The sequence below is a fragment of the Enterococcus sp. DIV0086 genome (genome assembly GCF_050498705.1).
Taxonomy (GTDB): domain Bacteria; phylum Bacillota; class Bacilli; order Lactobacillales; family Enterococcaceae; genus Enterococcus; species Enterococcus faecalis.
This window is the reverse complement of record NZ_JBNIDN010000001.1, coordinates 80243-94674: the sequence shown is the minus strand read 5'-3', so window position 1 is coordinate 94674 and position 14432 is coordinate 80243. Positions and strand designations below refer to the sequence as shown.

At 37.7% G+C, this 14432-nt stretch carries 14 protein-coding genes and 1 other annotated feature; of the genes, 5 read left to right on the top strand and 9 right to left on the bottom strand.

Annotated features, from left to right (window positions below):
- Nucleotides 1-4 precede the first annotated feature (4 nt).
- The 3 genes from IGI63_RS00445 to ulaG are packed head-to-tail and all read right to left on the bottom strand — an operon-like array spanning nt 5 to nt 3048.
- Complete coding sequence (locus IGI63_RS00445; RefSeq protein ID WP_429975119.1) at nt 5-1492, bottom strand: PTS ascorbate transporter subunit IIC; 1488 nt, start codon at nt 1490-1492, stop codon at nt 5-7.
- Nucleotides 1493-1504: 12 nt separating this feature from the next.
- The gene (locus IGI63_RS00440; RefSeq protein ID WP_002360581.1) at nt 1505-1963 is read right to left on the bottom strand and encodes a PTS sugar transporter subunit IIA; all 459 of its coding nucleotides are present in this window, start codon (nt 1961-1963) and stop codon (nt 1505-1507) included.
- A 17-nt stretch (nt 1964-1980) separates the two neighbouring features.
- The gene (gene ulaG, locus IGI63_RS00435) at nt 1981-3048 is read right to left on the bottom strand and encodes an L-ascorbate 6-phosphate lactonase (protein ID WP_429975118.1); all 1068 of its coding nucleotides are present in this window, start codon (nt 3046-3048) and stop codon (nt 1981-1983) included.
- Nucleotides 3049-3241: 193 nt separating this feature from the next.
- On the opposite strand from ulaG, the gene IGI63_RS00430 reads away from it, so the two are divergent.
- Entirely contained in the window at nt 3242-4006 is a 765-nt protein-coding gene (locus tag IGI63_RS00430; protein ID WP_002382117.1) for a DeoR/GlpR family DNA-binding transcription regulator, read from the top strand.
- A gap of 93 nt (nt 4007-4099) precedes the next feature.
- Here the strand turns inward: IGI63_RS00430 and IGI63_RS00425 are convergent, their stop codons facing one another.
- The 3 genes from IGI63_RS00425 to racE are packed head-to-tail and all read right to left on the bottom strand — an operon-like array spanning nt 4100 to nt 6800.
- The gene (locus tag IGI63_RS00425) at nt 4100-4612 is read right to left on the bottom strand and encodes a metallophosphoesterase (protein ID WP_002381991.1); all 513 of its coding nucleotides are present in this window, start codon (nt 4610-4612) and stop codon (nt 4100-4102) included.
- A 12-nt stretch (nt 4613-4624) separates the two neighbouring features.
- Nucleotides 4625-5980 (bottom strand): ribonuclease PH, encoded by a 1356-nt coding sequence (gene rph, locus IGI63_RS00420; protein ID WP_002358026.1) that lies wholly within the window; start codon nt 5978-5980, stop codon nt 4625-4627.
- Nucleotides 5973-6800, bottom strand: coding sequence for a glutamate racemase (gene racE / locus IGI63_RS00415; protein WP_016614961.1), 828 nt, complete (start codon nt 6798-6800; stop codon nt 5973-5975). The genes rph and racE overlap by 8 nt, the downstream gene beginning before the upstream one ends.
- Nucleotides 6801-7064: 264 nt before the next feature.
- On the opposite strand from racE, the gene IGI63_RS00410 reads away from it, so the two are divergent.
- Genes IGI63_RS00410 through IGI63_RS00395 form a run of 4 tightly spaced genes read left to right on the top strand, consistent with a single transcriptional unit; the run spans nt 7065 to nt 10094 of the window.
- Nucleotides 7065-7796 (top strand): amino acid ABC transporter ATP-binding protein, encoded by a 732-nt coding sequence (locus tag IGI63_RS00410; protein ID WP_002360585.1) that lies wholly within the window; start codon nt 7065-7067, stop codon nt 7794-7796.
- Between the two features lie 34 nt (nt 7797-7830).
- Complete coding sequence (locus IGI63_RS00405; RefSeq protein ID WP_002360586.1) at nt 7831-8658, top strand: transporter substrate-binding domain-containing protein; 828 nt, start codon at nt 7831-7833, stop codon at nt 8656-8658.
- Nucleotides 8659-8703: 45 nt separating this feature from the next.
- Nucleotides 8704-9417: an amino acid ABC transporter permease gene (locus IGI63_RS00400; protein WP_002366455.1), complete on the top strand. Its 714-nt coding sequence runs from the start codon at nt 8704-8706 to the stop codon at nt 9415-9417.
- A gap of 11 nt (nt 9418-9428) precedes the next feature.
- Nucleotides 9429-10094: an amino acid ABC transporter permease gene (locus IGI63_RS00395; protein WP_002382114.1), complete on the top strand. Its 666-nt coding sequence runs from the start codon at nt 9429-9431 to the stop codon at nt 10092-10094.
- 197 nt (nt 10095-10291) lie between these two features.
- Here IGI63_RS00395 and pheT read toward each other — a convergent pair whose 3' ends face one another.
- The 3 genes from pheT to IGI63_RS00380 all read right to left on the bottom strand — a co-directional run bounded on the left by pheT (nt 10292) and on the right by IGI63_RS00380 (nt 14431).
- Entirely contained in the window at nt 10292-12715 is a 2424-nt protein-coding gene (gene pheT, locus IGI63_RS00390; RefSeq protein ID WP_429975117.1) for a phenylalanine--tRNA ligase subunit beta, read from the bottom strand.
- 7 nt (nt 12716-12722) lie between these two features.
- Nucleotides 12723-13769, bottom strand: a complete 1047-nt coding sequence (gene pheS, locus IGI63_RS00385; protein ID WP_429975116.1) for a phenylalanine--tRNA ligase subunit alpha — start codon at nt 13767-13769, stop codon at nt 12723-12725.
- Between the two features lie 56 nt (nt 13770-13825).
- Nucleotides 13826-14044 (bottom strand) — a binding site (T-box leader).
- 42 nt (nt 14045-14086) lie between these two features.
- The gene (locus tag IGI63_RS00380; protein ID WP_002358035.1) at nt 14087-14431 is read right to left on the bottom strand and encodes a winged helix-turn-helix transcriptional regulator; all 345 of its coding nucleotides are present in this window, start codon (nt 14429-14431) and stop codon (nt 14087-14089) included.
- Nucleotide 14432: the final 1 nt, after the last annotated feature.

The window sequence follows — 14432 nt, the reverse complement described above, 5'->3', positions numbered from 1 at the left end:
TCCTTTAATTCTCTTGAAATTTTTTAGCATATTGTTCATAATCATTGACAATCATAAAGTAACCTTCTGGATTTTTCCGATACTGAAGTTGCGGAATTATTAGTAACCCAATCACCACCACTGCTACGCCAACATAGCCTAGAACTTTCATAATAATTGTAAATAACGGCCAAGCTGTCGCCCAATCGAACATGCCCAAATAACCGCCATATTGAGATAATCCAATCCATGTAGCAAATAAAGCTGAGCCACTTACTTGGATTAAACCTGAAAGGAAGGGGAATAAACAAGCAGCTTTTACTCCACCACGATTATTTGCATAAACAGCTATGACAGCGTTATCAAAAAACAATGGGATAAAACCCGCAATAACGATTGTCGGAGACTTTAATAGAATCAGTAAGCCAATCATTAAAAACTGGCCTAATGCGCCAAAGAGAAACCCAATTGTTACTGCGTTGGGCGAACCAAACCCGAAAGTCGCTGCTACGTCAATCCCAGGAACAGCGCCTGGTAAAATGGTATTTGAAATCCCTTGGAATGACTGCGTCAACTCGTCAACAAAGGTTCTAACGCCTAATTGTAAGATAGCTAAATAGACAGCAAAATTTAATGAAGTGGTCATGATATAAAAGAAGAAACTCTGCCCTTCTTGCATAAATTTAGCTTGAATTAAATAATCTTGTCCCAAAACAAGCAAGATAATGCCAAAGAAAAAGAGCATCAAAATGGACGTAGCAACCATATTTTCATTAAAAATGGATAGAAATCCTGGTAATTCGATATCTTCCAATTTTTTATCGACCTTCTCTGAACGATGTTTTTTTTGATCACGTTTTTTCAACCATTCTGCTAATTTTGCAAAAATAAATATGCCAAACATTTGTTGATGGGCTACCGCAAAACCAGCACCTTCTGTTAATTCCTGCGTAATCCCTACCGTTAAATTTGAAGCAACTGCCCAATAACACCCAAGAATTAAGCCCATAAAAATTAGTACTTCGATTCTACCTAAGTTAGGAAAACAAAAGAGTAAAATCCAGAAAGCGGTAGCTGCTTGTTGAATCTGAACATTCCCTGTTGTAAAAACGGCTCTCAATTTTGTATATTTTTGAAAACGAACCAACAAAATATTCATAATAAATGCGATCAATAACAAAATCATCACATCACCAAAGGTTCGTCCAAAGGTTTTCATCAATCCTGCATCGACTGCATTTTGCCCGAAATATGGATCGGTAACCATTGCCTGTAAATTAAATCGCTCTTTCAAGCCTACTAGAATAGGGCGAAAATTATTAACCAAACCACCAGAACCAACACTCAAAATAAAATAACCAACTGTCGCTTTCAGAAAACCTGCTAAACATTCATAAAAGGGCCTCCGTAACAAGAGATAACCTAATAACACGATGAAACCAATCAAATATGCTGGCTGTGTTAAAACGTTCGTAGCAAAATAAGTCCAACTATTTAACAAGAACTCCCCCATTGATTTTTCCCCCTATAATTGATATTTCTCCATAACTTCTTTAAAATCCATTGGCGTGTTTGTTTCTAACAAGTCAGCAATCACGCCATCCGTCATCAATAAATCCATCAATTGCTGAATATTTTCAAGATGTTCGGCGGGATTTTGGGCTGCCAATGTAAAAAATAAGGTTGCTGTTTTTGCTTCTTGATCGCCAGTAAAAGTGACTGCTTGCTTAAATTTTGTAAAAGAAATGGCCGTTCCAAAAACACCTGCGCTTTCCTCTGATGAATGTGGCATGGCTACTTCAGGAGCAATGATGATATAAGGTCCAAACGTTTCGACACACTGAATAATCTCATCGACATAACTCTGATCGATGATGTGTTTTTGGAGTAAAATCAAACAACTTTCCTGAATCGCCTCTTGCCAACTAACCGGTTCTTTATCAGGGTAATGAATAAGCTCTTGCTCCCAAAAATAAGTTAACATTGTACATCCAGCCTTTCTTACAAGAATGAAGGAAATGGTGTATCATTTTCTTTAACAAAAACATCATCAAAGCCACGATCAAAGTTAAATTCTAAGTTGTCTTTGTCATCTGGATAAACAAATTTGCCACCCACTTGCCAAATATATGGTTTAAATTGATAATGTAAACGATCTTTTTTAAATTTCCAAATTTCCATGATTTCTTTTGGATCCGCCATAAAATTAGACCAAATATCATAATGAACGGGAATGACTACTTTCGCATTTAAAGATTCTGCCATTCTCAACATATCAACAGAAGTTATTTTATCTGTGATACCGCGAGGATTTTCGCCATATGCTCCTAAGCAAACATCAATTGCATATTGATTACCATGTTTCGCAAACAAGTTAGAATAATGAGAGTCTCCGGCGTGATATACCGTACCACCTGAGGTTTCAAATAGATAATTGACAGCTAGTTCATTCATGTCCTGAGGCATTTTACCTTTAAATGTATTTTCAGGATTATCAGAAGTAATTAGCGCGGTTCGATCGAAAGCTTCCAAGGCCACTACATTCACATCATTCACTTTTATTTCTTGACCAGGCTCTATAACCCGTGTTTTTTCTGCTGGAACACCCCAACGCTGCCATGTTTTCACTACTTCTTTTGGACCAATAAATAGAGCTTTAGGACAATTTTGATGAACAGCAGCAGCTGTGTGAATATCCAAATGGTCTGAATGAATATGTGTGACAACTAAAGCATCTACCTCTTTTATTTCAAAAGGATCAATCACAAAAGGTTGTGTTCTTAAATTAGGTTGCATTTTTTGGCAACCACTCATGCGCATCATTTGATGGCCATTTTTCATCAAGCCGTTCCCGTGCGTTTGTTTTCCTGTTCCACACCATAAATCACATAAAATATTCGTGTTCTCATGCGTTTTCAGCCAAATGCCTGTACAACCAAGCCACCAAAGTGCAATCGTTCCTTGAAGCACATTTGTCTGATTAATTTCTTCGTTTAAATAAGTGCCCCATTCTGGAAATGTCGCCTTCAACCAACTTTCTTTTGTAATTTCATGAATCGATTTGCTCATGCTACCACTCCTCTTCTCAAATGATTGTGTTATGCTTTATAAGAAAATCATAGCCGCAAAAAATCACAATGAAAACCCTTTTATATGATTGTTTGCACTTTTAATGATTCTTTTACGTGTTTTGTTTTCCTATGAGTTATACTATTTCATGGGGGACCGTGTCCAAAAAAATAACTAAAGGAGGTTGTATTACTTGAAAAGTTCATTAGAAACCATTGAAAAAAGGCAACAAAATATTCTCGCGCTACTGCAAAAAAACAAACAAATGACTACCTATAAATTAGCAGATGCTTTAAATGTTTCCTTAAGCACAATTCGTCGTGATTTAAATGTCTTAGAAACTAAGAATGACATCATTCGAAAATATGGGTATTGTATTTACAACGACCAAAATCAGAAAGACTTTGATCAATCAGGACCGGAGTTATTAAAACAAGCCATTGCTCGTGTCGCTTGTAGCTATCTAAGTGATTATGATACCGTTTTCATTAATTCAAGTTCCACTGCTTTGAATATTCTCCATTATTTAAAGGCCGATCATCTGACCATCGTAACGAATAATTTAAAAATTGCCACCAAGCCTCATGTTTCTCAATACAATTATATTTTGACCGGAGGCGAATTACGTTTTCCCAAAGAAGTTCTGGTAGGAGATATTGCCATTAACACAATCACCGCAACGCATGCCGATGTTTGCGTAATTGGCTGTAGCGGGGTCAGTTTAGAACATGGCGTCACTACAAAAATTTTCAATGAAGCAAAAATTAATGAGCTTATGATAAAACAAACAACAAAAGTAAAAATTCTGGTCGCGGACCATCGAAAAATCGGCTTGACATCTAAATTTAAAATTGCTGATATTACCGCTTTTGATTGTTTGATTACAGACAAACATTGCTCATCAACTTTAATTACAGAACTTCGTAAGACCGGCTTAAAGGTTATCCAAGTCGACTAAAAAAAGAGCGTAGGACAAAAATCAAAAAGAGATTTTTGTCCTACGCTCAAAATCTGATAAATAAAAAAGTAGCACTTATTTCTTAACATTCACTTACTTCGTAAACGTTGCCTTTAATCGTTCCAATGGTTGGTGCTCTTTGTTATAGTACTGAACGAGATATTGTTCAGGTGTACTTTCAATTATGGCATATGTTTTCTCTTGAACTGGTCCACGAGGTAAACGAATACTTCCTGGATTAACAAAGAGAATGTTATTGTGTCGCTCTGCGCCCAGTACATGAGTGTGACCAAATAAGGCAATTGTCGCTCCTGCTTCTTCCGCTTGTAAAGCAAGTGTCGTGAGCCCCATTCTAACATTGGCCAAATGACCATGTGTCATATAAATAACTTGATCCCCCACTTTTTTAGTCACAGTTTTGGGAAATTCATCATAAAAATCACAATTTCCTTGGACTACAATTAATTTCTGCCAAAGTTCATCTGTCGGTTCTAATTCAGAATCACCACAGTGAAAGAGTGCATCGACTTGTCCTTCATAATGATTCACTAAGTCAACTAAACAGTCACGGTCGCCATGATTATCGCTTACTACCAAGATTTTCATACGTTTCAACTCCTATTTTTTTAGCCATTCTTCCCATTGTTCTTTTAATTTTGCCACTGCTTGTCCACGATGACTAACTTTATTTTTCTCTTCTCCAGACAATTCAGCTGCCGTCTTACCAAGCTCTGGGACATAGAAAAGTGAATCGTACCCAAAGCCTCCTTCACCACGAGGAATCGTGCCGACTTCTCCGGGCCATTCAGCTTCGACCACCAGACTTTCTTTCTTTGGTTCAGCAAAAACCAATGTACAATGGAAACGCGCTTGTCTTTTTTCTTTTGGCACGCCCGTTAACTCATGCAATAGTTTCGCATTATTTGAAGCATCGTTAGTTGGTTCACCAGCAAAACGAGCAGAATAGATTCCCGGCATTCCCCCTAACGCATCAACAATTAATCCTGAATCATCTGCTAATACTGGTTTCTGTAAAATTTCTGCAATTGTTTCAGCTTTTAGACGAGCATTTTCTTCAAATGTTCGACCAGTTTCTTCTACATCTGGCAAATTCGGATAATCTAATAACGTCTTAACCGTATATCCTTTTTCACCAAAAATTGAACTAAACTCTTTCGCTTTACCAGGATTTCTAGTTGCAATGACAATCACTTTCTCTTCTGAATCTTGCGAAGGGACTTCTTCAGAGGCTAAAGCATAAAGCGCTTCTTTCTGATACGCAATTAATTCCTCAATCCCTGTTTTTCCATAAAAGAGCATGGCATTTAACTCATCTCCTGAGAAGGTAGCTTCTTCACCCGTTCCTTGAATTTCCACAAATTCACCAGACTCGGTCATCACGATGTTCATATCCACTGCAGCATTCGAGTCCTCTGCGTAATCTAAGTCCAGCACACAATAACCATCGGGTAAAATACCCACGCTGACAGCAGCTAAATGCTCTTTAATTGGGTCTTCCGCTAGCGCACCAGTCATCAATAAATGATTGACTGCTAAGCGTAGAGCAACAAAAGCGCCTGTAATACTAGCTGTACGGGTTCCCCCATCTGCTTGAATCACATCACAATCGACAACAATGCTCCGTTCCCCTAACTTTTCTAAGTCAACAACAGCTCGCAATGACCGCCCAATCAAACGTTGGATCTCCATTGTTCGCCCTGTTAATTTTCCTTTCGCACTTTCCCGAATATTTCTTGTGTTCGTCGCGCGAGGGAGCATGCTATATTCAGCTGCTACCCAACCTGTTCCCGCGCCTCTTAAAAATGGGGGAACCTTTTCTTCGACAGTGGCTGAGCAAATTACTTTTGTATCACCAAACGAAATAACCACCGAACCTTCTGGATGTTTAAAAACATTGGTTTCAATAGTGATCTTTCGCAATTCTTTTGGTGCACGACTATCATGTCTAATCATTTTCGTTTCCTCCTAAGTGAATCTGTTGTGCTTTTAAGTTCTCTATACCAAGCCAACTGCTTGCAATCTCTTCAAACATTTTTGCAGAACCAGTTGTATAAAATTCATGGGTCTGTGTAGGCGCTTCAGGCGTATGGGCAATGTCAAAATAATCGAGAAGCATGCTAACTTCACCAACTGTTTCGGCTCCTGAGTCAATTAATGTCACATGACTCCCCATCACATTTTGAATCACCGGACGTAACAACGGGTAATGGGTACAACCTAAAATCAACGTATCAAGTCCTTTTAATTGTAGTGCTTGAAGTGTTTCTGCCACAATTTTTTTTGCTACGGAAGAACGATATTGATTACTTTCAACAATGGGGACAAATTTAGGGCAAGCTAAACTAGTCACCTCAATTGCTGGCGCCTTACTTTTAATGGCGATTTCATAGGAAGCACTTTTGATTGTCCCTAACGTACCTATGACACCAATTTTGTTATTTTTTGTGACTTTAACGGCTGCTCGTGCGCCAGGTAAAATAACACCGACAACTGGAATTGGCAAGGCAGCTTTAATTTCTTCTAATGCGACAGCCGTTGCGGTATTACATGCGATTACTAGCATTTTTATTCGTTTTTTCAATAAAAAATCGGCCATTTCCCAAGTAAACTGAACGACTTGTTCGGCTGGTCGTGGACCATATGGGCAACGGGCTGTATCTCCTAAATAAATTAATCGTTCATTTGGTAATTGTTTTAGCGCTTCCTTTAAAACAGTTAATCCACCAACGCCAGAATCAATTAATCCAATGGCTTCTTGATTGCTCATTCTCATCCTACCTTTGCCTTTTATTCACTGCCTTTATTTTCTACTTTTTAAGGACTATTGTCAATTTTTCCTGTTTTGCTCTCATTTATTTCTTTTTTTGAAGGAAATCTTTTTCGATTAAAAAACTAGTAATTCATTTTTTTGTATGTTATAATTCCTAACATTGAGAATACAATTAGAAATGCATTTGGTTAATTTAATTTAAATAACATGTTTCTCACCGAATCCTCTGTTATCTTTTCTGCCAAATGATTGCAAAGGAGACTGCCTATGATTTCTTTAGAACATGTAAATAAGTATTTTGGGGAGCATCACGTTTTAAAAGATATTACTTTGAATGTAGAACAAGGAGAAAAAATTGTCATTATCGGACCCTCTGGCTCTGGCAAAAGTACATTAATTCGGTGTATGAACCAATTGGAAAAAGTCAATGATGGTTCCGTCGTAATTGATAACATTGACATCACCAAACCGAAAGCACCGATTCAAAAGGTTCGCCAGAAAGTTGCCATGGTCTTTCAAAATTTTAACTTATATGCTCATAAAACGATTATTGATAATTTAACGTTAGCACCGATTAAAGTGATGGGCGTTTCCAAAGACGAAGCGGTTCGTACTGGCATGGAGTATTTAGAACGAGTCGGTTTGGCTGATAAAGCTTCTGCTTATCCTTCGCAGCTTTCTGGCGGGCAGCAACAGCGGGTCGCTATTGCTCGTGCCTTAAATATGCATCCTGAGATTATCCTTTTTGATGAACCGACTTCGGCACTTGATCCAGAAATGATTCAAGAAGTTTTAGATGTAATGGTCGATCTTTCCAAACAAAATATTACCATGGTTTGTGTCACACATGAGATGGGCTTTGCTCGTCAAGTGGCTGACCGTGTAATCTTCATGGACCAAGGACAGATTATTGAACAAGGAACGCCTGAACATTTCTTTACAAGCACTGAAAACCCTCGTGCAAAAGAATTTCTAAGTAAAATTATTCATAACGGGTAATGAATAAAAAACAAAAAATTGGAGGAATGAAGGAATGAAAAAACAAAATAAATGGCTGGCTGGACTCTCCTTACTTGTATTAGCAGGCATCATTGTGGGCTGTGGTAGCGGCAACAATGACTCAACTTCCAAAAGTGCTTCATCAAACAAAACGGTCACAGTAGAACAATTAAAAAAAGCGGGGAAAATTAAAGTAGGTGTCAAAGAAGACATTCCTAATTTTGGCTATATGAATCCTGATACAAACAAAAATGAAGGAATGGAACCAGATATTGCACGCTTGATTGCGAAAGAAATTACCGGCAGCGAAGAGAATGTGGAATTTGTGGGCGTGACAGCGAAAACGCGCGGTCCCCTTTTAGACAATGGTGAACTAGATATGGTAATTGCTACATTTACAATTACTGATGAACGTAAAAAGACTTATAATTTTACAACTCCTTATTATACAGATGAGATTGGTTTCCTTGTGCGCAAAGAGGATAACTTCTCAAGTATGAAAGATTTAGACGGAAAAACAATCGGCGTTGCACAATCTGCTACGACAAAAGAAAACTTAGAGAAAAAAGCGCAAGAGGAAGGAATCAAATTTACTTATCAAGAATTAGGTTCCTATCCAGAATTAAAAACAGCGTTAACTTCTAAACGAATTGATGCATTTTCAGTGGATAAATCAATCCTATCTGGCTATGTGGATGGCAAGACAGAAATTTTAAAAGATGGTTTTTCGCCACAAGAATATGGAATTACTACAAAGAAAGCAAATACTGAATTAAATGATTATCTAAATGGTTTAATTGAAAAATGGGAGAAAGACGGCACACTAGAAAAAATTTATCAAGACTGGGGCTTAAAAAATTAATCATTCCTAAGACTTGAAGAATCAAAAATTTTAGGAGGGATTTTTATGTTTTTGTTAGCCAATATTTCCTGGCTTGAAGAAGGGCCATTTGCCTTATATCGTTGGGAAGCTTTATTTCAAGATTGGCGAATTTTTGGTCAGGCATTTCTCTATACTATTCTGCTTTCTTTAGGAGCGATCTTAGTTGCCTTTGCTTTAGGCATTTTCTTTGGCAGTTTATCAGCGACCAAAAGTAAACTTTTACACGCAATTAGTCGTGTCTATGTAGAATTTTTTCAAAACACACCTTTGTTGATTCAATTTATCGTAGTCTATTATGGTTTTCCTCTGCTAAGCCCGCTGCTTTCATTTTCTATTACTACGATTGCCATTCTGTGTGTAGGCTTCTATCATGGCGCCTACATTTCTGAAGTGGTTCGCTCAGGAATCGGAGCTGTCCCAAGAGGGCAATTTGAAGCGGCTTACTCCCAAGGATTAACGTATGGTCAAACGATGCGGTATGTGATTTTACCACAAGCATGGCGGATTATGTTACCGCCTTTAACCAATCAAGTAGTGAACCTAATTAAAAATACGTCAACAGTTGCTATTATTTCTGGCGCAGACGTAATGTTTGCTGCCAATAGTTGGTCGTCTGTCAACTTGAACTATATTCCCGCCTTTGCGCTTGCTGGTTTCTTATATTTCATTCTTTGCTTCCCATTAGCGAATTTGGCTAGAAAAATGGAAGAAAAAAATAAGAAAGCATATAGTAGATAGGAGGAAAACAGATGCCTTTTTCAGAAGAAATGCGTCAATTACTGACAGCAAATAATTTTCAATTTCTATTTAACGGCTTAAAATTGACGCTCTATATTTCCTTCGTCTCAATTATTTTGAGTACGATTTTTGGCACCATTCTAGCCGTTTTGCGAAATCAAACCCATGGACCACTGAAGTTACTTGCCAGTATTTATGTAGAAGTGGTGCGTAATATTCCAAACTTATTGTGGATTTATGTTATTTTTTTGATTTTCAAAATCAAATCCACACCTGCTGGAATTGTGAGTTTTACTGTGTTTACTACCGCTGCTTTAGCGGAAATTATTCGTGGTGGTTTAAATGGGGTCGATAAAGGCCAAATTGAAGCGGCGCGTTCTCAAGGTTTTTCAAATTGGCAAATTCTTTATCATATTGTTTTGCCTCAAGCCATTCGCAATGTTTTACCAGCGATCGTTTCTCAGTTTGTTACTGTCATCAAGGATACAAGTTTCTTGTATTCCGTCATTGCTTTACAAGAACTCTTTGGCAAATCTTATATCTTAATGGGGCGCTACGCACAAACAGGACAAGTATTCACTATTTACGGAATCGTCGCCCTAATTTATTTCATTATTAACTTTAGTATCTCACAATTTTCACGTTGGCTTTCACGAAATTGGGCGAAAAGTTATTAATGTAGTTAAAAACAGGAGGCTGAGACAAAAGTGTTTAGCTCCAAGAAATAAGAAGGAATTTCCGAAAATTGTTCTTTAATTTTTGGAGAATTTCGGCTTATTTCCGAAGGAGCTGCTTTTGTTCAGCTGATTATCTTAAGATTTAGAAAGTGGGGCATAAGTCATTTCGACTTATGCCCCACTTTCCTGTTTTTATTTTATCTTACTTCTACTTGATGTTTTTCAATTAGCGCTTTTTCAACTTTTTCCATTGAACGGTTAATTTCTTCATCCACTAATGTCGCTTCTGCATTAACGAAAGTTAAACTATACGCCATTGATTTTTTGCCAGCGCCTAGTTTTTCACCTTGATATACATCAAATAAATGAATCTCTTTCAAATATTTACCTGCGTTATCTGAAATAGTTTTAACTAGTTCTTGATTGGTAACTGTTTCATCGACTAATAAAGCAATGTCTCGAGAAACTGCTGGGAATTTAGAAACAGCTTCATAAGTAACCCCGCCTGCTTCTGTGGCTACTAATTGTTGCAAGTTTAATTCAGCAACATATGTTTCAGGAATATCGTACGCTTTTGCTGTCGTTGGGTGAACTTGTCCGACAAAACCAACCACTTCATCTTCTAAATAAATCCATGCTGTCCGGCCTGGATGCATTTCTGGAATCGCCGTTGTCGCTTGATAACTGATTTTTTCTGTTAATCCTAAAACAGCTACAATACTTTCCACTAAGCCTTTTACTGTATAAAAATCAACGGCTGTTGCTTTTGTTTGCCAATCTTTAACCATTGTATTACCAGTTAAAGCAAGTGCTAAGTGATTTTCTTCTGTAGGTAAATTTTTTGTTGGATCTTCTGTTTGGTAGAAAACGCGTCCTACTTCGTAGAAGGCGATATTATTATTTTTACGTGCCACATTGTATGCGACATCATCTAATAAACCAGAAATTAAGTTCATACGTAACACAGAACGCTCTTCACTCATTGGCCATTGCAAACGTGTTGTTTGACTTTCTTTCATCATAAATTGACGGGATTTTTCTTCTGTTGTCAACGCATAGCTGATGGCTTCACTCGTACCATGACCTTCCAGTAAGCTCTTTAATTGACGCGTAACATGTTGTGCTTTGGTTAGACTTCCAGCAACTGTTTCTCCACTTGGCAATGTTGAAGGTAAATGATCATATCCATAAATGCGCGCCACTTCTTCAATAATATCTGCTTCAATCGCAATATCCCAACGTCTTGGTGGAATCGTAATTTCATAGGCGCCTTGATTTACTTCATAAGCAAAACCGAGTGCTTCAAAAATTTCATTCACCGTTGCTTCATCTAATGCAGTACCTAAATATTGGTTGATTCGTTTTAAAGTCACAGCTACCTGCGCTTCTTTAACGGCCACTTCAGAACCAACTGCAGTGCCTGAGACCACTGTTCCGTTGGCTAACTCTGCAATCATCGCGGCTGCCACATCACAAGCTAGCCCAACTGTCGCTTGGTTGATGCCTTTTTCAAATCTACTTGAAGATTCACTCCGTAAATTGAATTGTTTAGACGTTTTGCGAATAGACAATGGATTGAACAATGCCGCTTCTAAAGCCACAGTTGTTGTTTCTTGACTGATTTCAGAATTAGCTCCACCCATTACACCGGCTAAGCCGACAGGCGTTTTTCCATTCGTAATGACGATATTTTCTTCTGTTAATTGACGTGTTTCACCATCTAATGTAATTAGTTCTTCTGCTGCTGTTGCTCGACGAACCAAGATTTCTTTGCTATCTAATTTTTGGTAGTCAAATGCATGCAACGGTTGACCAAATAATAATAAAATATAATTTGTCACGTCCACCACATTGTTAATCGGACGGATTCCTTCATTCATCAATCGATTTTGCAACCACTGAGGACTTTCTGCAATCGTCACATCTTTAATAACACGAATTTGATACGCTGGCGCATCTTGTGAATCTTCAACAGTTACTGTTACGTAATTTTCCACGTTATCTGAAGCATCTTCTTTGAGTTCGGGATCATTAAACTCAGGCGTTTGACGATAAATTGCGCCAACTTCATAGGCTACCCCTCTCATACTTAATGCATCTGCACGGTTTGGTGTAATTGATAATTCAATAATCGCATCATCCATGTCTAAATAAGGGAAAACAGGTGTCCCATTCACTGCTTCTTGAGGTAAATAATAAATTCCTTCAGCGTAGGCTTTTGGTACGACATTATCTGAATATCCTAGCTCTTCTAACGAACAAATCATTCCGTTAGAGACTTCGCCACGCATTTTACCTTTTTTAATTTTTTGATTTCCTGCAATTCTTGAACCAGGTAACGCTACGATGACTTTAATTCCTGCTTTTACATTTGGTGCTCCACAAACAATTTGTGACAATTCTTCTTCACCGATGTCTACTTGGCAAATTGATAAGTGGTCAGAGTTTGGGTGAGGAACACATTCTTTTACTTCACCGACAACAATTTTCTTTAATCCTTCTTCAGGTACAGCAACGCCCTCAACTTCGATACCTGTCACAGACATTTTGTCCGCTAATTCTTGCGGAGTAACGTTTGAAAGATTAACATATTCATTTAACCATTTATAAGAAACTAACATTTTTCAACTACTCCTTTACCTTGAATTGATTTAAGAAACGTAAATCATTTTGATAAAAATTACGGATATCATTTACACCATAACGTAACATAGCAACGCGATCTGGTCCTAAGCCAAAGGCAAAGCCTGAGTACTCTGTTGGATCAATCCCTGACATTTGTAACACATCTGGATGAACCATCCCCGCACCTAAAATTTCAATCCAACCTGTATGTTTGCAGACGTTACAACCTGCGCCGCCACATTTAAAACAGCTAACATCTACTTCGACTGAAGGTTCTGTAAAAGGGAAATAGCTAGGACGTAAACGAATTTTACGATCTTCACCAAACATTTTTTTCATAATGACTTCTAACGTCCCTTTTAAATCACCCATTGTGACATTTTTATCGACAACAAGGCCTTCAATCTGATGGAATTGGTGACTATGTGTCGCATCATCTGTATCACGACGGAATACTTTCCCAGGAGAAATCATTCGTAATGCACCTTTTGAAAAATCGTGTTTTTCCATTGTTCGAGCTTGAACTGGTGAAGTATGCGTACGAATTAACATCTCATCTGAAATATAAAACGTATCTTGCATGTCGCGTGCCGGATGATCTTTTGGTAGATTCATGCGTTCGAAATTATAGTGATCCGATTCTACTTCGTATCCTTCCACTACTTGATAACCCATGCCTAAGAAAATATCTTCAATCTCTTCCATAACTTGTGTCAAAATATGACGTGTGCCTTGAGGCATTTGTTTTCCAGGTAAAGTTACATCTAAACTTTCTTCTTTTAGTGCCGCATTTAACGCTTCGTTTTCTAAAACAACTTTGCGCGCTTCAATTGCTTCTGTTAATAAATCACGAATTTCATTTGCAAAGCCCCCCACCACTGGTCGTTCTTCTGGTGAAAGGTTTTTCATGCCTCTTAATACTTCGGTGATTGGCCCTTTTTTCCCTAATGTTTCTACGCGAATTTGGTTTAATTCTTTTAAAGTAGCAACTTGTGCGATTTCTTTGAGCGTATTGTCTCTAAGAGCTTCTAATTGCGCTTGTAATGTCATTATGCGTTCCCCTCTATCTTTTATTTAAACTAAAAAAAACGATAACCCATTCCTTTCAAAGGAACGAGCTATCGTGTTACCATCCTAATTCATAACAAATTGTTGTCATGCACTCATTTCATTTAACGGCAATTACCGGTTTGCTTTCTTCTTGAAAACAAACAAACTCAGGAAGTGAATTTCGCTTGGTGACTGTGTAAATCAGCTTCCAGTCTCTGGCTGACTCTCCCTAAAACACGTCAATTCAAACTACTTGTTTCCATCACTGTTTTTTAGTTATTTAATTACGTTTAGTTTACAAGAAGTTTTGCTTGCGGTCAACTGCATTCTTCGTCTTTTACCCATTTTTCTGCCCAATGTTGAATTTGTTCCATTGCTAATTGCAAGTCTTCGCCTTTTTCGGTTAGGAAATATTCTAAGCGATTTCCTTCACCGCAACGAACAGCTTTGGTGATAATTCCTTCAGCTTCTAGTTCCTTCAATCGCTCTACTAAGACACGATCACTTAACATTGGAATTTTTTCTTTTAATTCGCCAAAACGTTGAGGACCTCGTTCTAATAAAACATCAATAATTAAACCATTCCATTTTTTACCAAGTATTGAAAATGATTTTTCAAATTTGGGACAAAGTACAAACGATTCTGTTTTTACTTTTTCCATC